This is a genomic window from Alistipes sp. ZOR0009, from assembly GCF_000798815.1.
Taxonomy (GTDB): Bacteria; Bacteroidota; Bacteroidia; order Bacteroidales; family ZOR0009; genus Acetobacteroides.
The window spans coordinates 39,883-63,996 of sequence record NZ_JTLD01000022.1; the positions used below are offsets into that span (position 1 = coordinate 39,883).

Here is a 24,114-nt window from a genome sequence, read left to right on the forward strand (position 1 = left end):
CTTAGATTTATCTAGGGGGATTTTTTTTGACCCTAAACGATCCTTCCTGATAGGAGAGAATGGCTATATTTGGTTTCCTAAAATAAAGCTGGATATGAAAAAAGTTGTTCTGTTATTGCTAATGGTCTTTGTTGGATTTACAGCATTTTGTGGCAGTGTGGATTTGTCTGTACTAATTGATTCTCCTTCAAAAAGCAAGGGGAAGTCGGTTGTTGTTTCTGGGATGGTTTACTCTGTTTGTCCTAAAAACGATAGGCGTATCTTTATTTCTCCTGTAAACGATCGAACGAAACGAATTCCGGTCATGCTTCAAACCACATCTGACGCGTATCAGGGAAAGGTGGTAGAGGTTACGGGCGTTGTCAAAAAAACGGCGTATGTCGCTCCGAAACCATGCGGTAGGTGCGATGGGGCAGACTGTGGAAAGAATGCTGCGGAGCAAAGTAAAGACGCCTCCTACTTCATAGAAGCAAAAACGGTAAAGGTTATAAAATAGAAAAAAGCGAGGGAGACCTCGCTTTTTTATTAGAACCTAAAGCCAACTTCAAACTCCCATTGGCTCATCTGTAGCTTTATTGTTTGAGCAGGATCAAGCGGATTGCTGCCCGTTACTTTTTTGTTGAAAGCGAAAACAAATGCGAAATCAAGCGCTTTGTTACCAAATGTTTGGGTAAAACCGGCAGTTAGGTGGTTCTCTATGACTCCCGGTGCAAGGATGTTGAAAAGTACTTCGGATGATTTTACTGGCGAGTTACCATGCGAATATCCGATGCGGATGGTAGAGGATGGTGCAACCATGTACTCTCCTCCAACCTTAATAATAAACATATCCTTCCATCCAAATCCGCTGCCATTGTTGCTTCCTAGCGGAGTGTATTGTGGGTTATTGATAAATCCGCCCGATCCATTTGGTACCATAGGCATTAATGCCATCGTGCTTAAAGGGTTTCCTACGGAGTTTACTTTGCTGTAGAATATTTGTTTGAAATCTATGGCAAAGTTCATCTTCCCGCATGGCCGGTAGGCAAGTCCTGCGCTCCAGTTTGCAGGAATGTCGAACTTTCCTCTTTCAGCAAATAGGCCTTTATACTTATCAAAGGCTTGCATCCAAATAGGTGTTTGGAAGGTAGCACCAATGCTGAGCTGATCGGTGAGCTTTCCTAAGACTCCTATTTTGCCCCCAATTCCGAGGACCTTATCTGCGCCTCGGTTGGTTACGTTAGCGGGCGATTGGGACATCCCAAAATTTACGAAAGCTTGTAAACCTTTTGCCTCAAACGACTGCCATCCGCCAATAACGCTAATACCGACACTCCAGTTTTCACCTATTGCACGGCTATATTGAACAGCGGCAAATAGCTGCATCAGATTTACTCCTGTAGGTTTCGAAACGCCCTGCATGGGGTTGCTTCCATCTGGCATTACCGCTCCGTCCAGATATTGGGAGTAGAATGTTTTGGTGTCGTAGTCCGTATTCATTCCTCCATTTCCATAAATTGCTACGCCTAACGCGCTTTGGCTGTCAACCATAAAGTTTGCAGCTACCGAAGGCATGACAAAGTACTTGCTGTCGCTGGTTATTTTACCGGGAGCTAATCCAAATGCAGGTGGAAATGACGATGGAACGCTCGGATTACCTGTTACGGTGTAGGATCTGTTAGGGCTGAATAGGCCAAGGGCGGCACCGTATCCTTTGCCATACCTTACCAATCCTGCTGGGTTGTTAGCTCCAAATAGGGAGGTCTCGTATAGCGCAATACCTGCTCCACCCATTCCTTTGCTTCGAGTTCCGTAGGCAACACTGAAGTATCCGTCTGTTGCATGCGCCATTTCTGATGCCATAAGTACCACAGCTAAGCATACTGTAATACTTGCGTAATGAATTTTTCTCATATTCTTAGCTATTTTAGTTTGTTTAGTTCTGTGCTGTTATTCGCTTCCTATTTCATAATCCAATTTAGGGCTAATTATTAAACAAATACAAATCAGAAAATGTGATATTTATCATGTTTTAATAATACGGTGTAAAATATTTTGATGAAGTAATTATGATTTGAGAATAAAAACTCTTGTTTTATTACGTTAAATAGATAAATTGCATGTAGAGATTGTTGAAAAAAATATAAGGTTTATTTAAACATTATAACGTTAATAGCTCTTATTATAAAAATACCCTGCGCTATCAGCAGGGGCGCGTAGCTCGAAAGTAAGTATTGGATTACCCTAGTTCGGATTAAACTCAAGGAGATGTTGAAATGAAAATTTTGATTACTGGTTCGGCGGGATTTATAGGGGCACATGTAACAGCTCGGTTGCTCGAAATGGGGCATACCGTTGTTGGCATCGATAGTATTAACGACTACTACGATGTGGATCTTAAGCTCAATAGGCTGCAATCGTTAGGCGGAATTTTGGCATCGGAGATTTCCGAGTTGGATTTTGTACAGAGCCGTAAGTACGAACGCTACCGATTTATTCGACTTAACACGCAACAAAGGGAACGTATTGCCGAGATATTCAGCTCTGAGAGGTTCGACGCGGTATGCCACCTAGCTTCGCAATCGGGTGTTCGATACTCTGTCGAGAATCCGTACGCCTATATAGATAACAACATAAACGGGTTTATACCCATCCTTGAAGGGTGTCGGCACAACGGTGTTGGTAAGCTGGTTTACGCGAGCTCGAGTAGCGTTTACGGCGACAGCGACGTAGTTCCCTTTTCGGAGGAGTTCTGTGTAACGCGCCCTGCCAGCCTTTATGCAGCAACAAAGAAGGCCAACGAGCTGATGGCCTATTCCTATAGCAGCTTATATCAATTTCAAACTGTAGGTCTTCGATTTTTTACGGTATACGGTCCTTGGGGCCGTCCCGATATGGCTCCTTTTCTCTTTAGTCGTTCAACCATCGAAGGTAGGCCCATAAAGGTGTTCAACAACGGGGATTTATACCGCGACTTTACCTATATCGACGACATAGTAGAGGGGATTGTGCGGATACTTTTTGATTATACGAACGAGGAGGAGGTTCCTTACAGCGTTTTCAATATAGGAAACCATACGCCCGTTAAGCTTACCGATTTCATTAAATGCATCGAGCAGGCTTGCGGTAAATCTGCCATAGTTCAAAATGAGCCTATGCAGCTTGGAGATGTCCACACAACCTACGCCGATGTATCTAAGCTCATAAATGCGGTTGGCTTTGCGCCCAATACCTCGCTTACCGATGGCATTGGGCGGCTCGTTGATTGGTTGAGATGGTATTATAAGATGTAACCATTAACAAATAATGTCTGATAGCTATGAAAAGAGTTGCGTTTGTAGGCCGCTTATTGTTGTTAGTCGTTTTGTTGGCCTTTACTATTATTGGTATATTTTACCTTTTTGCCCCGGTATACGACTTTAAAACTCCGCAGCAGTTTAGCGGAGATCTCATCTACAATCCTTACCAAAATATCGATTCCGCAACGTGGAAAAAGGCCAACTTCCATTGCCACACAACGGCATCCGATGGGCACGATAAGCTGGCGGTTGTACAAAAGGCGTATCGGAGCTATGGCTACGATATTTTAGCCGTGTCGGATCACAACTTGGTTATCAGCCAAGGGCTACCTGCCCAAGAGGAGATTCCAACCTACGAGCATGGCATCAATATTAGCAAGTTTCATTCGGTGGTGATTGGTGCAAAGCACGGTTCTATCTTTGATTTTGTTCTGCTTCCTACCGAGTCGAACCATTTTTACACGCTAAAATGGCTTCGGACACAGGGCGACATTGTAATATTTGACCATCCCGACCGGACTCGATGGTTGGAGCCCGAAGATGTGAAAAATCTGAGCTACTACGACATGATGGAGGTGGAAAGAGGCTTTACGAATGGTGTTTTGAGCTACTACGACGAGGCTCTTTCGCATGGGCATTACTCATATGTCTTGGCTAGCGACGATTGTCACGAGGTGGGAAATCCAAAGCACTTTGGTCGGGCGGCAACCTTTGTAAGTACGCCAACAAAGCGCTATGCAGACGTTAAAAAGGCCTTACTGTCGGGACATAACTTCGGGTTAACCATTCCAGCATTTCGGGATAGCAATTATAGACGGTGGAGGCATTTCCATTTGCCTAAAATTCAAAGTCTAAAGGTAAGAAACGATAGCTTAGAGCTGGTTCTGTCGGAGCCGGCAACCATAAAAGTGTTTGGACATAGCGGAGTAATGCAGTTCGAGTACGTGGCTACCAACCAGGCTAAGGTGCCGTTTGTAAAAACGGATACCTACTTGAGGTTTGCTGCAATATTTTCTGATAGCGTTACCCTTTACACCAACCCAATTGCCCGCTATAAGGGTGGAGCCTTCCCTGTTTTTCAGGATACCTCTTCGGTAAACTATCCGCTAACGGTATTGTACATTTTAGGGGTCTCCCTAATTGTACTCTTCTCCTTATTCCTATTCTTTTTAGTGCTGGTGCGCACTTTGCCCACACGTTTTTTTCGAAAGGTAAAGCGGAGTAAGGTTGCCTGGCAGTATGCAAAAAGCGAAAGTTAGGGACGTATTTTTTGGTAATGGACTACTTTAGTTAGTAAATATTTGTTAAATTGTATAGGTCTTACAAATGCTGCAAACTTGTTGTGCTATGTACGAACTCTCTTTAGTTATCACGCTGCTTAACGAGGAGGAAAATATCTCTCCGCTACATTCGGCCATTAGGGCGGCCTTGTCGGGATACAACTACGAGGTAGTTTTTGTCGATGATGGCTCCACCGACGGCACTGTCAGAGAAATAAAGAAGCTACAGAACGACCGCGTAAAGCTGGTGAAGCTTAGCAAGAACTACGGGCAGAGCATCGCCATGAGTGCGGGTATTGACCATGCTCAAGGCGAATACATTGTGCTACTTGATGGAGATTTGCAGAACGATCCGGCCGACATCCCTTTTATGCTCGAAAAGCTCAAGTCGGAAGATTGGGATGTGGTGGCCGGAAACCGACGAAACAGGCAGGATGGCATGTTCCTCCGCAAGCTTCCCAGCAATATCGCCAATGCAATGATCCGCCGATATACCGGTGTGCATCTTAGGGATTACGGATGTACGCTTAAAATATTCAAGCACGAGATTGCCAAAAATCTAGATCTCTACGGCGAGCTGCATCGGTTTATTCCCGTGCTGGCAAGCCTGCAGGGAGCTCGCATTGTGCAGGTAGACGTGCACCACCATGCCCGCAAGTTTGGCCACTCGAAGTATGGCATTGGTAGAACCTTTAAGGTTGCTAGCGACTTGATACTAATCCTATTTCTACAGCGCTACCTCCGCAAGCCCATGCATCTATTTGGAGGGATAGGGCTTTTCCTGCTGCTTCCGGGTATTCTTATAATGCTGTACATGCTGGTCATAAAGCTGCTGGGCGAAAATATTTGGGGAAAACCGATCCTGATACTGGGCGTTTTGCTCATAATTATTGGCGTTCTATTCATTATGATGGGCATAATGACCGAATTGCTAATGCGAATTTACTATGGTACCGGCAATCGGAGGCTATACCTGGTGAAAGAACTCTACAATGGCGCAAACTAGGGTATACCGAGTTCTTACTGCTGCTGCCAAAATTGCCATTTCGGGAGGTGCGGTTTGGTTTGTCCTTTCTAAAGTAGACGGAAGAGAGCTTATCGGTGCATTTCGGAATGTGTGCTGGTGGATGCTTATCTTGTCGGCCGTGCTGTTTGTGGAATCCAAGGTGGTGTCGGCCTATCGGCTGCAGGTATACTTTCGGAATGTAGATGTGGCTATTACTCCCTCCACCAACCTTCGGCTCTACTGGTTAGGAATGTTCTACAACCTCTTCTTACCCGGCGGTATTGGTGGCGATGGCTACAAGGTGTGGCTGCTGCATCGGCAGGCGGGTTACTCGGTTAAAAGAACCGCTGCTGCGGTGCTTCTGGATCGTGTAAATGGGATGCTTGCCATTGTATTGTTGGCCTTGCTACTGGCGCTTTTTATCCCCGAGCTGGGCTGGTATCGGTATGCAGCAGCGCTGCTACTCCCTTTATCCGTATTGCTATACAGCTATCTGGTGGCGAAGCTCTTTCCATCATTTTATACAAGCATTCGCGCTACAACGCTGCTCTCTTTTGCCGTACAGCTGCTTCAGGTTTTGTCGGTGCTGCTGATTATTGGAGCCATTGGCATTACCAGCTTCTATCTCGAGCTGGTGCTGGTATTCCTTATCTCCTCGGCGGTTGCGGTGCTGCCCTTTACCATTGGAGGGGTTGGCGCGCGCGAGGTGGTTTTCCTCTACGGAAGCACCATCTTAGGGCTCGACTCTTCGCTTTCGGTGGCCATCAGCTTTATCTTCTTTACGATTACGGCGGTGGTGTCGTTGGGCGGAGTTTACTATAGCATTGCTAAAATATCCATTAAATAGCGTATCCCATTATGGTAGAAAAACTGTTGAAAAGAAAAGGTTGGCTGCTGCTGCTGCTTGTTTTTTTGGTGGCTTTCATTGCCTACTCCAGCGGAATAGGGCGCAGCAGCATCTACATACTGGATGAGAGCAAGAATGCCCAATGTGCATGGGAGATGATGCACTCTTCCGATCATATTGTGCCCACCTTTAACGGCAAGCTGCGTACCGACAAGCCATCGTTGCACTACTACGCCATGATGCTGGGCTATTCGGTTTGGGGGAAGACGCCCTTTGCTGCACGTGTGGTATCTTCGTTGGTAGGAGCCCTTTTAATGGTGGTATTTGCCGCCTTTGTGACCCGATATGCCTCCCGCAGGGTTGCCTTTTGGAGCGTTGTGGTGCTCCTTTCATCCATAATGTGGGTTACCGAGTTTCATCTTTCGGTGCCAGATCCCTATCTTATTGCATTGGTGGCACTTGGGCTGATGGCCTTTTACCACTTTATAGAGAGCCGGCAGCTTTGGAGCGTGCTGCTGATGTACCTTTTCTTTTCGCTGGGATTTTTGGCTAAAGGACCTATTGCCGTGGGGCTACCGGGGCTAATAGTACTCCTGCATCTGCTTGGCATACGCCAGCTGAGCTGGAAAACCATCTGGCAAATGCAGCCCGTGGTGGGACTAGCCATATTTGCCGTTGTGGCATTGCCTTGGTACTATATGGTTCATGTGGAGACCGCTGGCGAATGGACGCGCGGCTTTTTTCTCGACCACAATATCAACCGATTTGCCGACACCAAGGAGGGGCATGGCGGTATTTTCCTTATAACCATCCTATACTTTCTGTTTGGCTTACTTCCTTTTGCCGTGCTGGTGGTGGGGGCCACAAAAAATGCTTGGCGCGATAGGGGCAACCGCCTCACCAGATTTGCCTCTGTGGTGGTTCTTACCTTTTTACTTTTCTTCTCCATTAGCAGCACCAAACTTCCCAACTACGCCATGCCGTGCTTCCCCTTTGCTGCCATACTTTTGGCGCTGTACCTCGATAAGCTGCAGCGGGGTGTGCTACCTATCACCAAAAATGTGCGGGTTGGGCTATGGATTCTTTTTGCTTTCTCGCTGCTAGTTCCCCTTGCGCTAACATTCGGAACGGTAGCCGAACCGCTTTGGGCCAACCAGCATAGCTGGGGCTTATGGTTGCTCTTTTTTCCGGTAGGCGTATGGTTCGCCATTAGGCTAGTAAGCAGGGGAGAGGTGGAGCGCGGCTTTATGCTTGTCTTTGCCACCTTCTTTATGGTTACCGCCATCATTCATCTGGTGCTTATCCCTAAGGGCGATAAGCTTAATCCCGTGCAGGCTACCCTTCCTATGCTGCAAAAGGCCAAAGAGGTGCGCTACTTCAAAACTATCAACCCATCATACGTTACCAACTTTGGGTTGATTAAGGAAATGGACGATACGGTAGGCGTTGCCAGCTACCTAAGCGCTCCTGGCAACCTACTTATAACCTCCCGCAAGGTGGTAAGGCGCGATTCGACCTACTGGCAGCAATTCCAAATGGTCTACTCGGCAAAAGATATATTCGACAATAACCACACCGTAATATTTGAAGGAAAAGGGGCTCGCTAGCCCTTTCTGTAGCATGTATATATATGTTTAGAGCCAAGGATTTCCTTGGCTCTAAATTTTTTGATTTTAAAATCCCATCTTTCACGTTGAGATTAACTAGGCTGTGATCATTTAAGGTTCTCGTTCATTCTAATCCTGAAAGTAAATGCGATAGCATCTCTTTTTAACCTTTTCCCAAAACTATAGCGGTAACTTTTTGTGCATATATTTTCCTTAAAAATAGGCTTATAGGTGCTACCTGCCAAATGCAATTACCTACAAATGTGATTATACGGCTCGGTAGGTAGCTTATGATGTGTAAAAACGCGATTATTCTGCGTATATTTTTTGGTGGTAGGCCGATTATTCTCCCTCTTTTTGCTACTTTACAGGTGATATTGGCGCTAAGGAAGATGCGGTAGCGCTACTACGGCGCTACTTTTTGGTTGCTTTTTTGTATTGCCGCTATTTCTATATTTGCAGGATGATGGCGATAGAGGTTTGTGCCACCTAGGTAGCAGGTATTCGGAAGGGGCACAATTCGGAGAAGAATGTAACCCCAATAGGTGCAAATCTGCGTGCTAAGGATGGTAGCTAGCCGCACTAAACGGCGCTAGTGCAGGTCAGGTTCCAAACCTTACCAGTGTGGCAGATCATCAATTTACCTCTGCAGCCCAATGTCGAGCTTACGATTAATAAAAAAATATATCCGTATGAAAAGAGCCTTTTTACTTTTAGTAATGGCGCTAGCCAGCCTTCAAATTTATGCCCAGCGAATAGAGTTTGATATTTTTGGTAACCTAGAATACCGATCGAAAAACCAGAGCTACCGCGCCTACCTGAAGGAAGATATCTTTAAAAACCTGATATTTACAGATAGCGAGAATAATGAGCTAACCTATAAGAAGGAGTATATTGATATGGCCTACCCTAATCTGTTAGGATCTAAGGGGGAGAAGGTTGACTTCTTTAAATTTCTGCTCGAAAGATGCCGCCACGAAAGTGCCTACAAGGTAACCTACTCGGTAGATATAATGGGTAAAACTATTATAGAGGATAGCAAAAACGGAAAGGTTGAAATGGAGAATGATATTTTTGGAAATCCCTCCTATAAGGAGACCAAAAATGGGAGAACGCTATCTATACGGAAGAATTTGATGGGAGAGTGGGAGTACCGATCTGGTATGCAGTCGGCAACCTTGAAAATGGATATCTTTAAGAAGTGGATCTACTCCGATAGCAGTAAAAATAAGTTTGAGTTTGGCGATAAAACGTGGGATAAGCTCCTGCAGCAATGTGGTAACGAGGAGGGCGTCTTTATGTTCTTGCTTGATACCTTTATGTTCGACAGCTACTAGGCGTAAAGCCTGTGTGGACAAATATTTTTTGTATTCTTCTCATCCCTGATATTTGCATAGCACATTTGTCAGGGATCTTTTTTTTGTCTTACCGATAGCTTTTTATCTACTTGTGTTACAGCAATTGGAAATAGTGCTGTAAAGGTTTAGTTGTAGACAATTCGGAGTAGCGCGAAAGGGTAACGGACATTTTATTAAATCTTCTTGCATCCGCTTTTGGCGGTTACCTACTTTTTTAAAGCAAAGAATACTTAGCTTTTTGTGTTCGAGTTTGTTTAAGAGATGCCGATAATAGGGTTTAGGCTAATATTTGATAATCGTAAACGAATTTTTATGGCAAGCAACGAGCAGAAGCTTTACAGGCAGGCATGGTACCTAAGCCTTTTTACCATATTCTACAATCTGGTAGAGGGGATTGTGTCTATAACGTTTGGGTATGCTGATGAAACGCTTGCTTTGCTGGGATTTGGATTTGATAGCTTTGTTGAGATAATCTCGGGTATTGGTATAGCAGTTATGGTAACTCGTATTAGCCGCAATCCTGCTAGCGAAAAGTCTCAATTCGAGAAAACAGCCTTAATAGTTACGGGTGTTTCTTTTTACCTCCTTTCTGCAGGTCTGCTTGTTGGTATTGTTGGTAGCGTAATGAAAAACCATAGGCCGGAAACGACGCTAGCTGGTGCCATAATATCTTTGATCTCTATCGTTGTAATGGTTTGGCTTACAATTGCGAAAAAATGGATAGGAAGAAAGCTTGGTTCTGAACCGATTATTGCAGATGGTAACTGCACTAAATTATGCGTTTACATGTCCATTGTCCTGTTTGCTGCTAGCATAATTTATGAACTTACAGGTTTTGCCTATGCAGATGTACTAGGTACGGCAGGATTGGTATACTTTTCCATTACAGAGGGGCGCGAATCTTTCGAAAAGGCAAAGGGTAAGGAGTGTGGATGCGAAGGCCGCTGCAAGCCGTAGCCAGCGCCTTTACTTTTCGTAGTGTTCAAAATCGCTAGCCTTTGCATGGTAGGTATGGCCTGCATTTGTGCTTCATGGAGTTTAGGAGGTAGGCCAAAGCCTGTTGCTTTTGATGGCGTAGCTTCTTCACTTCGAGCTGCTTTTTTTGTGCTGGAAGTTTAATTTTGAGGATAACCTTATGCAAGCTGACGTTGAAGGTCGCCATTTATTTGAGGTTGTATTGGAGTTAGGACATATAAAAAGGGAACCGAAGAGGTTCCCTTCTTTTTTTATGATTTTGTTTTTGGTTCTTGTTTGCCTATTTGGAGGCTTGCTTATCCTCCCTCTTTTTCTTGAGGGCGGTTTGTCGCACGGCTTCGCTCTGCTCAAACTTGCTGTTTAGGATTGCAAGCTTGTTGCTAAGCTCCTTCCACTTGGGGTTGTCCTGCTCGGCAGCCATTATGTCTACAAACTTCAGCAGCTCCTGTAAGCTTTCTTCGAGCTTCTTTCGGAGGTTCGATGAGGCTTCTACATTATCGCTGTTGGAGTCTTGGTCTACGCTTTGCAGGTATACCGATTCGTATTCGCCTTCGTCCTTAAGCAGCTGCGCTACCTTTGTCTCCAGCTTTAAGGTGGCAATGGCCGCCTTACATTCTGGCTCGTCCAGTAGGGCAATAAAGCGTACAAGTAGGCTGGTAGATCCGCTAATGGTCTTCCTGCTAAACTCGTCGGAGTACTGTAATAGGAGCCTGTTTAGTAATGTTGCCGCCTGCTTCTCTGCGGCAATATCGGAGTAAAGAAAGCTTTTTACCGCTAGGCTCAGGGCCTTGAACGAAAGCTTTCGCTTGCGTATTTTTTCCTGCAACTTTTCGGTGTACGGGTTTTTTCGATCCTGCTTGTAGCCTAACAAAATGTCGTCGTACACTCCCTTAAACTTTACATAGGTCTTGCTCGTTAGCAGCTCAGGTATGTTAACCGCAGAGATAACGAGTAGCATCTCTTTTATGTAACCCAGCAGGTTATCTAGGACGCACCTGCCTAAGAATGTAAAAAATTTGCTCATAATAGAACTTTTTAGTTTATATGAACTATGAACCAAAAACAAAAAACATCAATGTGGGTAGGGGTGGCAAGCTTTTGCAGCGGCGGCAGGCTTGTGGTACGGTAGGCGGCTTGCTGGTAGTGGCGCTGGTGGCGTGCCGGCGGGTAGCTGTACCGCTTGCGTTGGGTAGCTCTTTGGTGCGCTCTGCAAAAGGGAAGCGTTAGCCCCTAAAAAAGCCTGCTGTAAACGATGTGCAGGATGCTGTTGCCTTGCCTTTGCCGCTGCTACCCGGTTGGGAGCAGCCTTTACAGGCAAAAATGGTTGCTGTATATTTACAGAATGTACTTTCCGTTGCAAAAGGTGCCGTTGTATAGTTACAAAACCATCTTTTAGCTCCGAAATGGCCTTTTGTAATTTTACAGGGTGAATTTTTGCTGCTCCAACGCTACTTTGTAAAGCTACATTGGGGCTTTTGGGTTGTGCAGATGGCGTTGTAATGTTTCAAAGGGGCTGTCGGATACCAAAAGGGCCTTTTGTAATTGTTCGTGGAGCCATTTGGAACCCAGAAGTACCCGTTGTACTTTTTTGAAAGCGGCTAGCAGCCGTAAAGCTGCCCTTCCAACATGTCTGCAGGCCTCCGCTACTAGCGGAAGCTGCTGCTGCACCTGTTGGTGGAGTGCCTACCATCCGTTTTTATCCTGCTGCATCATGTCAAAGAGGCCTTGGTGATGTCGAATCGCCAGCTGCGCTTTTGCGGATGGTAGCTGCCGCTGGTGGGCGGCCCATCGCGTAAAGGTTGCTGGCCCTTACGGCTTCGATATTCCTAAAAATGCTACACTGCTGATGCGGTTTTAACCCGATTATACCGTCCCGACTGGGACTCCGCCTTGGTGGTGCTCCTTTTGCGTGGTTGCGGCTAGGAGCGCTACTACATCCGCCTCGACTTTCTTTAATATAACAGCTAAGTAACCGTATACCATAAATGTGAACCCAAATTACATCGCAATTTTTTTTAGTTCAATGGGTGAGTAATGGAATGTATGCGTCGAGTAAGTTTTTTTTAATAAAATAAAGCAAGACGTATTGTTAATTATTTAAAAGTTGAATGTATTTTTCAAAGTAGTGTTTGTTTTGTTTGTGTTTTTAATTTGTTGTTTAATAGTTTATTGTATTTTATTGCTAGCTAAAAGTCGAGAAGTTAGATTTTTTTTAATGTTTATTGTTTAACTTAGATGTATTAATATAAAAGGTTTTTTATGAATTGTTTGTTAGTAGAATTTATCGAACATTACAAGAGTTCTAACGATGTAAGTTTTGAAGGTTTGAACGGACTACGAAATCGGTTAAATCCAAGTGAATTAGAAAAATGCAACCTACCTAAAAGGTTCCAAAACCTTTCATATATGTTGGGTAGATGGATAAGTCGTTTAAGAGAAAAACCAATTATGATAGATCATTCTTTTTCTGATATTAGAAATAGTTTGTATGATTCTCTTATTGATTATGAATATAGATACCATAAATCTATTGATGGACATACTGTTAAGGAACACGAAAGGCCGATTCGAGTTAAGTTAATTGAAGATTTAATAAAGATACAAACATTGGCAAATGATAACAGGTTGGATATAGAAGCCGTTGAATGTGTTTTGATTGAAATGAATGAACGTTTAAGGTAGGGCTACTACTGCTTTCTATTTTGTTGTGTAATAATGATTACTTTCTTTAAAAAAGGAACGGTTTCTATTAGGTAACGCTGCGTTTTGTCCTGATCTTCAATTTTCTTAGGTTACTGTAGACTGCCCTTCCTTAAAATAGGAAGAAGAGTTAATGAAATAGCAAAAGGGAGAGAAGGTAACAGAGATGCGTAGCGCTCTTGGAAAAGCGGATTTAGCAGGTTTTGCAGCCTGTTGTTAAGGTAGCCAGAAGCAGCGAGCCGTAAAGCGGAGGGAAGGCCTATTCGAAGTATCCGAGAGGTTGTAAGCGAGCAAGTAACGTGGTAGCTATTGGCGCAGAGGCTAGGTTCTTACGCGAATAGCAGCACAAGTAACAAACTATAATTAACCTATTTAACATGGAAGAGACCTTGGAGTTGAACATCATGCAGTTTCAGACCGCCTACAACTGGGTGAACACGGAGCCGGTGCCCGATATGGCGGAAAATGAGCTGGCAGTCAGTAGCGGTTTCGATTACGAAACCTTGTCTAACGGGAAAAAACGTTTTTACATAGATATTGGCATTAAAACCGCTGCGCTGTCGGTTGACTATCGATCGGGGTTTGAGTTCGATGGCGAGGGGTTATCGTGGTCGATGATGTTAAGTCCCGGATTTGTGAAGCTATTGGTGGGTCTGGCCACTAAAAACAGCCATAAGGCCTTTTTGGAGAGTGCCAGTAAGTGTAACATCGCGTATCCGCATAATTTTGAGATTGACGAGGAGAATGTTGACAGAATTACCAACCTTATTGTCGATCAGTATGTAAACTACCGCAAAGAAAACGATAAGCTAAACGCGAAAGCAATGAGCGACTACTTTCTCGAATGGGAATCGGGAACTGAAGTAGCGCTTGTATTCGACTGCATGTACATAATTTTGGATGCGGTTCTTTTTGTAGAGCCTGCATTCAGCAGGGATCACAATATCGATGTGATTACCGACTACATATTTATTTCGCGCTACAACACCATAAAGCATCGCTGCATGACCGAGAAGGCGGAGGTGGTGGAGCTTACCGTGTTTGACAGCATACTCTTCCTCGAATGTCTTAACTGTTCGCTGCAGCTGCTCGTTGGCCGACGATCCGACATGTTCGAAGCACTCTTGGAGCGTAAAGGCTTCGAAAAGGAAGATATCAGGCGGTTTATAACGCTGGGTACCGAAGTATTTGCCGAATGCAACGATATGCTTGCCCGCGCGGGAGCCCGCCTAATACCTTTAGAGAACCAACCTCTTTGGGACGACATAATTTGGTAGCCTTAGGTGGTGCATTACCACGATGTAACGCTTTATTGGGTTATGGGCACCGCCTGCTGGCAGCAACGTAAAGCCGCTACCAACAAATGAGTAGGGTGTCCGTAAGCCAAGTAGGGGATGGAGGATTAAAAGATAATGCGAGTAGCCGCTTATTGCTGCAGGTTGCCGCTGATGGGCAAGGGCTTCTTTCTACGAGGCCTGCTTAATTCTTTTAAGCTGATATTCTAGTTATAGGGTTGGTGGTACACCGCATTTGCATCGGATTACAGCAAGTATGGGGGATGGTAAGGATCTACTTTAGGGAATCCTCATCCCTGCTACTTCTTTTGCTTGTATGCGCCGCTTTGGCGTTATGGCATACCTCATTACCGTACATTCGTACCATTGGCGTGCTTTTCGCTACTCCACTACCTGCAGGAAGCTATCAAGGATAGGGTTGGGGTTTTTGCTGCTCCACACAATATTTAGGGTGGTACGCTGTGGAATTGCTTTTAGCTCCACAAACTTAATCTTCATGCTGTAGCCAAGGGTAAGCGAGGTGGGCACAATGGAGATGCCAAATCCGTTCTCCACAAGCCGAAAGATGGAGCTGGCGTTTACCGTATAGTGCGAGACAAGGGGGGTAAACCCGCTGCTGTCGAACAGCTGCATCACGTTAACGTAGTACGATTCGCTGAACGAGGAGTCAAAGAGGATGAAAGATTCGTCCTTTAGCTGGGCAAGGCTAGTAAAGTTCGATTCGCTTACGGGATGATCTTGTGGGAGAACCAGCGAGAAGGTGTCTTCGAACACCGAGCGAATGTTGAGGCCACGTGGTACCCGCTCCATTCTAACAAAGCCAACATCAATATCCTGATTTAGGAGCGCCTGTAGCTGCTCCTCATTGTTCATTTCATTTAGGCTAAAGATAATATTGGGATGTCGGGTTTTGAACTTTAGCAGCAGTTCGGGAATAACCTTTTGCATGGCGGAGCCGATATATCCCAGCTTCAAATTGCCGTCGATGCCATCGTTGAGGAGCTTGGCGTGGGCAAAAATATCGTCGAGCTGCTTGAAGGTTTTAGCGAGCTCGTCGCGAAGGTATGCGCCGGCTTGTGTAAGCTCCACCTTTCGGTTGTGCCTTACAAAAAGTACCGTACCAAGGTCGTCTTCCAGCTGCTTTATCTGGCGGCTTAACCCGGGCTGCGATATGTATAGCCGCTCGGCAGCCTTCCGAAAGTGTAGGTCCTGCGCTAAAGCAAGGAAATACTTGAGATGTCGGAGCTCTATTTGATTACTGGTGGTTATCATTAGCTGATGAAAGTAGTCTTATTTGGTATCAAAAATAGCTGTATTTTTGTATAAAAGGACGAAAAGAGGCGGCTATTTGCCAACGGCTACCAAGATATTTTAGCCTGCAGCAAGGCGCTTTAAAAGAAGCACCTAAAGTACGAGGTTGGGCGTTTGTCCCTGCGATAGGCTCCTCGTTGCTGGCCGACCAAGCGGTAGGGGATGTACATCCACCTAGGGCAATGGTACAATGGGAGATGGGCTAGCGTTAAGCGGCTTCCTAAAGCAGCGGTTAGGCCATTGCCTAAGGTTATGGTAGAGAGCTACCCGTAGGCCGCATCCTTTTTATTGTTGATGATAATAGCTAACTAGTTAATATAGGATTATGACATTTCAAGAACAGATATTGCAGGGTATTCCTGCTACGCTTCCTGCTAAAAGGGAGCTGCCTAAGGATGCCAACAGGGCTCCTAAGCGAAAGGATATTCTATCACCCGAAGAGAAGCAGCTTGCCGTTCGTAATGCGCTTCGCTACTTTCCTAGCGAGTGGCATAAGGAGCTGGCCGTGGAGTTTGCTCAGGAACTTCAGGATTATGGACGCATATACATGTACCGCTTCAAACCCGAGTACAAGATGTACGCTCGTCCAATAGAGGAGTATCCTGCCAAGTCGAGACAAGCAGCAGCGATAATGCTGATGATACAAAACAACCTCGATCCTGCCGTGGCTCAACACCCCGAAGAGCTTATCACCTATGGTGGTAACGGGGCCGTTTTTCAAAACTGGGCGCAATATCTGCTAACTATGCAGTATTTAGCAACCATGACCGATGAGCAAACGCTAAATATGTACTCTGGACACCCAATGGGACTATTCCCATCGTCGAAAGAGGCACCTAGAGTTATTGTTACCAACGGTATGGTTATTCCTAACTACTCGAAACCCGACCACTGGGAGAAATTTAATGCACTTGGCGTATCGCAGTATGGTCAAATGACAGCTGGGTCGTACATGTATATCGGTCCACAAGGCATTGTGCACGGTACAACCATTACCGTGATGAACGCTTTCCGTAAGATGCTTAAAAAGGGCGAAAGCTCTACCGGTAAGGTATTCCTAACGGCAGGTTTAGGCGGAATGAGCGGCGCTCAACCTAAGGCAGGTAACATTGCCGGATGTATTACCGTTTGCGCAGAGGTTAACCCCAAAGCGGCAACCAAACGTTACGAGCAGGGTTGGGTAGATGTGCTTATCGACTCGATGGACGAGCTGGTGGCACGCGTAAAGCAGGCTAAGGCAAACGACGAGGTGGTGTCTATTGCGTACATAGGTAACGTGGTGGATGTATGGGAGCGCTTCGATAAGGAGGATCTATTTATACATATTGGTTCTGATCAAACCTCACTTCATATTCCGTGGACTGGCGGATACTATCCTGTAGGAATTTCTTACGAAGAGTCGAATAGGTTAATCCGTGAGGAGCCCGAGCTCTTTAGAGAGAAAGTTCAGGAGTCGTTGCGTCGTCATGCAGCTGCAATAAATCGCCACACAGCAAAGGGAACCTACTTCTTTGATTACGGAAATGCATTCCTGTTGGAGGCTTCGCGTGCTGGAGCCGATATTATGGCTGCTAATGGTATCGATTTTAGGTATCCATCCTACGTTCAGGATATTTTGGGACCAATGTGCTTTGACTATGGTTTCGGTCCGTTCCGTTGGGTTTGTGCTTCGGGCAAGCCAGAGGATCTTGATCAAACCGACGAGATTGCCATGAACGTGCTACAGGGCATTATGGAAAACTCTCCAGAGGAAATTCAGCTGCAGATGCAGGACAACATCACCTGGATTAAGAATGCCAAGAAGAATAAGATGGTGGTAGGATCGCAAGCTCGTATTCTTTACGCCGATGCCGAAGGCCGCTCGAAAATTGCAGAGGCTTTCAACAACGCCATTGCTCAAGGTAAGATTGGTACCGTAGTTTTGGGTAGAGACCATCACGATGTAAGCGGCACCGACTCGCCTTACCGCGAAACATCCAACATATACGACGGTAGCAAGTTTACGGCCGATATGGCCATTCAAAACGTAATTGGCGATAGCTTTAGAGGCGCCACCTGGGTATCCATCCACAACGGAGGTGGTGTAGGCTGGGGCGAGGTAATTAACGGTGGCTTTGGTATGGTGCTAGATGGCACACCCGAAGCTGATGCCCGCCTAAAGCGAATGCTATTTTACGATGTAAACAACGGTATTGCCCGTCGTAGCTGGGCTCGTAACAAGGAGGCGCTATTTGCCATCAAGCGCGAGATGGAGCGCACCCCCGAGCTAAAGGTTACCATCCCTAATATTGTTGAAGATGACGTGCTAAAGAACCTATTCTAGGGGTAGCATTGGCATAAAAATATTCGGTTTTATTGCTTTAAATGGATATGGGGAGAGGGTTTTGCCCTTTTCCATATCCATTTTTTTAGAATGCTTGCTCTTTTAACTCCAATTGTACAAGTCCGTTTACCATAAAACAAAGCAGCAGTGAGTAACGCCATTAATGCAGATTATAAGCTTGCCGAAAAGAGCAGCTGGGAGGGAAGAAAATCTAACCCCGACAAAGGTAACCAGTACTGGCATCAGCAGATAGAGCTGCTGGATATCAATAACCTCTCAAAACAGTATCCCGGTTCGCCCGCTATTGATGTTGCCATTATAGGTTACGTATGCGACGAAGGCGTAAGGCGCAATAGGGGGCGAATAGGAGCCCATGAGGGGCCCAAAGCTATTCGTGAGAGGCTGGCAAAGCAGCCCATACATTTCGAATCGAAACGTGTAGTTGATGTGGGGGATGTTATTTGTATCGACGACGATATGGAGGCATGCCAGCAGATGTTTGCCCTTGCCATTACCGATCTGTTGAGGCATAAAATATTTCCAATCGCTTTTGGTGGCGGTCATGATATGGCATACGGCCACTTTATGGGAATCTGGGAGGCCATTAAGGCAACACCCAAGCGTCGTGTAGCTATCATAAACTTTGATGCGCACTTCGACCTTCGTCCTGTAGAGGGACGCGGAAACTCTGGCACCCCATTTAACCAAATACTAACAGAATTTGAGCAGCTAGGGCAGCCGGTAGACTACTTTGCAATCGGAATTCAGCAGCAATCCAACACCAAGGAGCTTTTTGAAATTGCCCGGGAGAAGAATGTTGGCTACGCCATAAACTACGACTGCGAATCTTCGAGCGTAGAGCTGGCTGCTTTGAAAAAAAGGCTCGAACCAATAGTAGAGCGCAACGATTATATTTACATCTCCATCGACCTTGATGGCTTTTCGTCGGCCTACGCGCCCGGTGTAAGCGCCCCTTCGCCACTTGGCTTTACGCCCTACTTTGTGTTTAAGCTCCTAAGCTATCTGCTGGATACGAAAAAGGTGGTAGCGTTAGACCTTGCCGAGCTAAACCCTTCGATAGATAGGGACAGGCATACCGCAACGTTGGCCGCCAAGATTGTAGACTTTACCGTAATGAACTACAAGCCTATTTGGTAGGGTAAGCTGCTGCACCGCGAGCATACGCCTGCATTTGGGTCTGTTGTAGCTTCTACTCTACGTTTATCTTTTAAGCTGTAGCCATGCAATATGGGCAAGTGGCTACTCGGTATTGCTTTAGTAGGCTACAACGTTTACTTCTATTAACTTTGTAGGGAGGAAGTCTTGGCATTTTTTATTTGTCGAGATTTACCTTTAGTACTTTGGTTTTTACTAAATTGTCGCTTGATACAACAGGAACTAAACAGTATGAAAGTAGTTGCAGTTAACGGAAGTCCCCGCAAAGAGGGCAATACCTACCATGCTTTAATGCAGGTTGGGAACACGCTAAAGGAAAATGGTATCGACTTTGAGATTCTCCATGTTGGCAATAAGGCGGTACGCGGATGTATTGCCTGTGGCCAATGCGCAAAAAATAGGGACGAGAAGTGTACCATTACCACCGACCCGGTAAATGAGTGGATACAGGTGCTAAAGGAGGCCGACGGCATTATTATTTCTTCGCCCGTTTACTTTTCGGGTGTTGCAGGCACAATGAAAAGCTTTCTGGATAGGGCCTTTTACGTGTCGGGTGCCAATGGTGGCCTATTCCGCCAGAAGGTGGGCGCTGCAGTTGTGGCCGTTCGCCGTTCGGGAGGCTCGGCTACCCTCGACAGCCTGAACCATTACCTTACCTACTCGGAGATGATGATTGCAACGGCCAACTACTGGAACATAACCCACGGAAGAACACCTGCAGAGGTGCTTCAGGATGGCGAGGCGATGCAGACGATGGAAGTTTTGGGGCGTAATATGGCCTGGCAGCTCAAGATGCGCGAGCAAACAAAGGATTCTATTCCTGCACCAGCCCCAACTGCCAAGGTAATGACCAACTTTATACGATAGGTATAGCACCTTAAATAGATGAAAAGGTAGCGGAAGAACTCCGCTACCTTTTTTTGTAGGGTATTGTTGGGGTGTGTGGGGACTACTCTTCGGGCGCAAGCTTATCAAGCTTAAGTTCGTGCTTAAGGGCGCGCCTTATACTTTTAAATTTAGGATGTAGCGATTGGGGGCGTAGGGAGCTCTCTCGAAGGAGAAAGGCTAACAGGCAAAAAATGCCTAGCAGACCAAGCCATCCATATATTTCTTTCATACTTAAGAGCATTGCATGCTGCTGTAAGCCACCGTAAATATTTCCGGCAGGGATATGGCTTACCGCTGTATTAACCCTATCAAGATTAGGGCTTAGCAGCACTATATTTTTGGCTGTTACATGCTTAAATGCATAGGTTAATATGGCGGTGCCAAGCATCGACCCCAAGCAGGCGCTCATGAACGATTGTACCGTTAATGACTGGGCAAAATGGTGAAAGGGGACAACCGAAAGAGCGGTAATTAGGGTTATGGTAATGATTATGGAACCCACCCCGCGTAGCAGTAGGGGCAGAAATAGCATCTCTTTTGGGAGGTTATAGTCGATGGTGAAGTACATTACCATTAAGTATCCGACCAAAAAGGAAAAGCCAATTGTAGTCATCGTCTTGTATCTCCATTTCAGCTTGGCAAAGGTTGCATAGGTAAAAACTGCGCCGCATATAATGCCCAATAGTACTATCCAGTTTAAAGATATAAGATTCAGCTCGTCATATCTCAGAATGGAGGAGGTGTAGATATGTTCCAAGGTGTGGGATGGACCAAGAAGGATGTTGGTTACAGCAAGCAGCAGGAATGTTAGCCACACGTTACGGTACCTCCAAGTTTGGTTGGAGATAAATGGATGCCGAATAAATGAGGCTCTCCATACGTTTAGCACTAAAGCCGCTGCACCGGCCAAGGTGCCCATCCATATATACCTCGAATCGTACCAATTGTAGTAGTCGCCATAGTTAAGAACGAATATCGAGCAGAGTAAGGTGGTGGCCCATAATGCAGCCCCCATCCAGTCGATGCCAAAAAGGGGAAGTGGCTTCATAAACCGGTGGTGGCGGAACGTAACCTGTGTTACTAACGTCAGCACGAGCAGGCATCCGATGATTAACCAGTGCATGTACTCCCACTGCGATAGAAAGGCTACGTAGATGGTGGTTAAGCCCGAAAGCTGGAGAAAGCATTGTACGCATAGCTGGATATAGCAAAACCACACGGCCATATTGCGCGTTGGAGTTACCCAAAGCTGGATGGTGCTGTTGCAGGCGAATGTTCCCCACATCCTAAAAAATCCTGCAACGAAGCTCGCTGCCACCAAAATGGGTACGCTGCTGGTATGCGCGCAGATTAAGTTGCAGGCAACCAGCCCAAGTGCCGTTGCAGTAAGCGATGTTTTGGTCGAAAAGCGAAATTTTAACCGAAACATGATGGTAAAGGTTAGCCCCAACCCAACAAGGGAGGCGAACCCGGCCATCAAAATATCCTCCTGCATTAGCGCCAACGAGCCAGACATGTCGGCAACGGCTGCCATATATACCCCGCCAGAGAGCTGGTAAATGATGAAGAAGACAAAAAGGATCCAGGGCTTCACCTTTTCGGGAATAAAGCTTTTTATCTCGGGGATGGAGAACGGTGCGTTGTGGTGCATATTGTTAGTACTTTACCTCGCATTCTGCGTTCATCCCAGAACGTAATAAATTCATGTTGCTGATGCTGTTTGATTTGGAAAGGTTTATTCGAACAGGTATTCGTTGCTCTACCTTTACAAAATTCCCGGAGGAATTGTCTTGAGGGAAAAGGGAGAAGCTAGCACCTGTTGCGCGAGATATCGATCCGACTTCCCCTTTAAAAACAACGTTGGGTATAGCATCCACCTTGATATCTACCGAAAGCCCTTCGCGAATATTGGGCATTTGGGTTTCCTTGTAGTTGGCCACAATCCATTTATCGGTTTCATTAACTAAATCGAGCAACGCCTGTCCTGGCTGAATAAGCTGCCCCTCTTCGATGTTTTTACGGCCTGTAGTTCCATCGCATGGGGCAACGATAATGGTGTAGGAGAGATTCAGTCGGGCGAGCTCGAGCGCCGCTTTGGCAACCTTTATTCCTGCGTCGTTTTGGTTGAGGCGTAAGGTTTGCTCCTCCTTAACGAGGGAGGTGGTGTTGCGTTGGCGTTGTAGCTGCTCGTAGCGCGCCTTGGAAGCTTTGTAGTTGGCCAATATGGCGTCAAACTGCTGTTGGGTTACCGACTTCTGGGCCAATAATATTTTATGGCGATTATACTCCTTTTCGGCATTTTCTAGTCGGATGCGGCTTTCTTCCACTCCAGCTTCTGTTACGCCAATGTTGCTTTGTGTGGTAAGAACGCTGGTTCCCATTGCTCTTTTGCCAATCACCGCATTTCGGTAGTCTGCTTCGGCTTGCGCTAGGCGGTACTGGTATTCGGCATCGTCAATTACTACCAGCGTATCTCCTTTGTGTACTCGCTGGTATTCTTTAAAGTAAACCTTTTTGACAAATCCTTGTACACGTGAGCTTATCGGTACAATTTGCTGTTTGACTTGCGCATTGTCTGTAAATTCTACGTTGCCAAGATGTACAAATCTGGAACAAACCCATGCAATGCCGCATGTAAGTAGTATGCCGACAACAATATTATAGGCTAGCTTCATCTTCTTCTTTACCATGGTATGTTTTTTTTTAAATTGAACCTTTTGCTATTTATCTCCCTTGCTTCCAATCTCGCGCTGTAGCCAGTAGTAGCAATAAATTACATCGAGCTTGGCATTTACTACCTGTAGCTCGGCATTGAGTTTCGTATTGCTTGCATCGAGCATTTCGGTAATAAGAACCAGCTCGCTTAGATAGCGGTTATTTACTATTCGGTAGTTTTCGTTGGCTAGCTGGCTGCTGGTTTTATAGGTTGCGAGCTTTTCGAACGACTCTTTGAACTTGGTATATGCTCGGTAGATTGATACTTGCGCTTGTTCCTGTGCGATGGATTCGGCAGCGGCGGCTAGGTGCTGCTTGCTGGTTGCCAGCTGTACTTTCCGGTTGGCTTTGTAGAGCGATGCAAGGTTGTATCTTATTCCTATGCCAACGTACCAGTAGTTAAAGTTGCGGTTTATTGTGGGCACTTCGATAAGTATGGGCCCATTAAAGCTGTTAGCTGCAGCTAATGCAACTTTGGGGTAGTAATCCGACTTGGCAATTTGCAGCTCTTTTGTAGCAATGTCTTTATTAATGGCTGCAGCTTTTAGCTCGGGTAAGTTGGCCGCGGCTTGTTGTAGTAGGTTATCTTTTATTACTGTGCTTAAATCCATTTCGAGAATCGAAGAGTCGGGCTCGATTTGGATGTTATCTGGTAATCCAAGGGTGGCTACTAGCTGGTTATTTATGATTTTACGGTTGTTTTCTATTTCTAGCAGAGACAGCTTTAGGTTCTGCATCTGTAGCTCGTGGCGGGTTATGTCGTTGCCTAAAACCATGCCTTGAGCCTCTTTAGATTTTACCTGTTGTAGTAGGTGCTCTGTTTGCTCTACGTTCTTTATAAAGACTTTACGTTGATTTTTTAACTTGTATAGGTCTAAATAGTATCCTGTAACCAGAAAGCAGATGTCTAGCTCATTACGGTCGTAGTTAAGCTTGGCAACTTTTTCTTCGAGCTTTGCTTTTTCTATGCTCGAAGAAATCGCTTTGCCTGTAAAGATTACCTGAGAAGCCTCCATCCCAAAGCTATTTCCGAAATGAGGCATAGAAATGGCTTGCGGGTTGGTAAAGTTTCGATTCATCAGCGTTCCATTTCCAATATACGAAGCCGAAAGAGAGGCTTCTAAAGAGGGAGATAGTGCCGTACGTACCACTTTTGTGGCTGTTTGTGCTGTTTCTACTTCTGCCTGCGAAAGTTTTAGCAGTTTGCTATTCGCAATGGCCAACTTATAAGCCTCTGCAAGGGTTAGCGTTCTTTCTGTTTGAGAAAAACTGCAAGGAGAAATGAAAAGTAAGGAGCAAATAGCTGTAATAGAAAAACTTGTTTTCCGTAAATTCATTACAATTCTGTTTAATTT

Annotated in this window: 19 protein-coding genes; 13 read left to right on the forward strand and 6 right to left on the reverse strand. The window is 45.6% G+C overall.

Going from position 1 to position 24,114, the window contains the following annotated elements:
- The first annotated feature begins 94 nt into the window (after nt 1-94).
- Complete coding sequence (locus tag L990_RS07650; RefSeq protein WP_047447267.1) at nt 95-496, forward strand: hypothetical protein; 402 nt, start codon at nt 95-97, stop codon at nt 494-496.
- Nucleotides 497-525: 29 nt separating this feature from the next.
- Here the strand turns inward: L990_RS07650 and L990_RS07655 are convergent, their stop codons facing one another.
- A complete protein-coding gene (locus L990_RS07655; RefSeq protein ID WP_047447268.1) occupies nt 526-1,893 on the reverse strand; it encodes an OmpP1/FadL family transporter in 1,368 nt (455 codons plus the stop codon).
- A 362-nt stretch (nt 1,894-2,255) separates the two neighbouring features.
- On the opposite strand from L990_RS07655, the gene L990_RS07660 reads away from it, so the two are divergent.
- The 7 genes from L990_RS07660 (at nt 2,256) to L990_RS07690 (ending at nt 10,333) form a co-directional block, all read left to right on the forward strand.
- Nucleotides 2,256-3,272, forward strand: a complete 1,017-nt coding sequence (locus L990_RS07660) for an NAD-dependent epimerase/dehydratase family protein (RefSeq protein ID WP_047447269.1) — start codon at nt 2,256-2,258, stop codon at nt 3,270-3,272.
- A gap of 26 nt (nt 3,273-3,298) precedes the next feature.
- Nucleotides 3,299-4,537 carry a hypothetical protein gene (locus L990_RS07665; RefSeq protein ID WP_047447272.1) on the forward strand — a complete coding sequence of 413 codons (1,239 nt, stop codon included), beginning with the start codon at nt 3,299-3,301 and terminating at the stop codon, nt 4,535-4,537.
- A gap of 88 nt (nt 4,538-4,625) precedes the next feature.
- Entirely contained in the window at nt 4,626-5,564 is a 939-nt protein-coding gene (locus tag L990_RS07670; protein ID WP_047447275.1) for a glycosyltransferase family 2 protein, read from the forward strand.
- On the forward strand, nt 5,551-6,411 hold the full coding sequence (locus L990_RS07675) for a lysylphosphatidylglycerol synthase transmembrane domain-containing protein (protein ID WP_047447277.1): 861 nt from the start codon (nt 5,551-5,553) through the stop codon (nt 6,409-6,411). The genes L990_RS07670 and L990_RS07675 overlap by 14 nt, the downstream gene beginning before the upstream one ends.
- 11 nt (nt 6,412-6,422) lie before the next feature.
- Complete coding sequence (locus tag L990_RS07680) at nt 6,423-8,018, forward strand: ArnT family glycosyltransferase (protein WP_052180834.1); 1,596 nt, start codon at nt 6,423-6,425, stop codon at nt 8,016-8,018.
- A 692-nt stretch (nt 8,019-8,710) separates the two neighbouring features.
- Entirely contained in the window at nt 8,711-9,355 is a 645-nt protein-coding gene (locus tag L990_RS07685; protein ID WP_156121431.1) for a hypothetical protein, read from the forward strand.
- A gap of 333 nt (nt 9,356-9,688) precedes the next feature.
- Nucleotides 9,689-10,333, forward strand: coding sequence for a cation transporter (locus L990_RS07690; protein ID WP_197057257.1), 645 nt, complete (start codon nt 9,689-9,691; stop codon nt 10,331-10,333).
- Nucleotides 10,334-10,631: 298 nt separating this feature from the next.
- Here L990_RS07690 and L990_RS07695 read toward each other — a convergent pair whose 3' ends face one another.
- Nucleotides 10,632-11,375: a DUF6261 family protein gene (locus tag L990_RS07695; RefSeq protein WP_047447281.1), complete on the reverse strand. Its 744-nt coding sequence runs from the start codon at nt 11,373-11,375 to the stop codon at nt 10,632-10,634.
- Nucleotides 11,376-12,610: 1,235 nt separating this feature from the next.
- Between L990_RS07695 and L990_RS07710 the strand changes: the two genes are divergently transcribed.
- Together L990_RS07710 and L990_RS07715 are read left to right on the forward strand one after the other, a co-directional pair.
- Entirely contained in the window at nt 12,611-13,033 is a 423-nt protein-coding gene (locus L990_RS07710) for a hypothetical protein (RefSeq protein ID WP_047447288.1), read from the forward strand.
- Nucleotides 13,034-13,428: 395 nt separating this feature from the next.
- Nucleotides 13,429-14,328: a hypothetical protein gene (locus L990_RS07715; RefSeq protein ID WP_047447291.1), complete on the forward strand. Its 900-nt coding sequence runs from the start codon at nt 13,429-13,431 to the stop codon at nt 14,326-14,328.
- Between the two features lie 399 nt (nt 14,329-14,727).
- Here the strand turns inward: L990_RS07715 and L990_RS07720 are convergent, their stop codons facing one another.
- The gene (locus L990_RS07720) at nt 14,728-15,618 is read right to left on the reverse strand and encodes a LysR family transcriptional regulator (RefSeq protein ID WP_047447294.1); all 891 of its coding nucleotides are present in this window, start codon (nt 15,616-15,618) and stop codon (nt 14,728-14,730) included.
- Between the two features lie 364 nt (nt 15,619-15,982).
- On the opposite strand from L990_RS07720, the gene L990_RS07725 reads away from it, so the two are divergent.
- The 3 genes from L990_RS07725 to L990_RS07735 all read left to right on the forward strand — a co-directional run bounded on the left by L990_RS07725 (nt 15,983) and on the right by L990_RS07735 (nt 20,023).
- Nucleotides 15,983-17,980, forward strand: a complete 1,998-nt coding sequence (locus L990_RS07725; protein WP_047447297.1) for a urocanate hydratase — start codon at nt 15,983-15,985, stop codon at nt 17,978-17,980.
- Between the two features lie 147 nt (nt 17,981-18,127).
- Nucleotides 18,128-19,138, forward strand: coding sequence for a formimidoylglutamase (gene hutG, locus L990_RS07730; protein ID WP_047447299.1), 1,011 nt, complete (start codon nt 18,128-18,130; stop codon nt 19,136-19,138).
- Between the two features lie 249 nt (nt 19,139-19,387).
- The gene (locus L990_RS07735) at nt 19,388-20,023 is read left to right on the forward strand and encodes a flavodoxin family protein (protein WP_047447302.1); all 636 of its coding nucleotides are present in this window, start codon (nt 19,388-19,390) and stop codon (nt 20,021-20,023) included.
- A gap of 82 nt (nt 20,024-20,105) precedes the next feature.
- Here the strand turns inward: L990_RS07735 and L990_RS07740 are convergent, their stop codons facing one another.
- Genes L990_RS07740 through L990_RS07750 form a run of 3 tightly spaced genes read right to left on the reverse strand, consistent with a single transcriptional unit; the run spans nt 20,106 to nt 24,096 of the window.
- Nucleotides 20,106-21,695: a hypothetical protein gene (locus L990_RS07740; protein WP_047447305.1), complete on the reverse strand. Its 1,590-nt coding sequence runs from the start codon at nt 21,693-21,695 to the stop codon at nt 20,106-20,108.
- Between the two features lie 4 nt (nt 21,696-21,699).
- Nucleotides 21,700-22,734, reverse strand: a complete 1,035-nt coding sequence (locus tag L990_RS07745; RefSeq protein WP_047447308.1) for an HlyD family secretion protein — start codon at nt 22,732-22,734, stop codon at nt 21,700-21,702.
- A 30-nt stretch (nt 22,735-22,764) separates the two neighbouring features.
- Nucleotides 22,765-24,096, reverse strand: coding sequence for a TolC family protein (locus L990_RS07750; protein ID WP_047447311.1), 1,332 nt, complete (start codon nt 24,094-24,096; stop codon nt 22,765-22,767).
- Nucleotides 24,097-24,114: the final 18 nt, after the last annotated feature.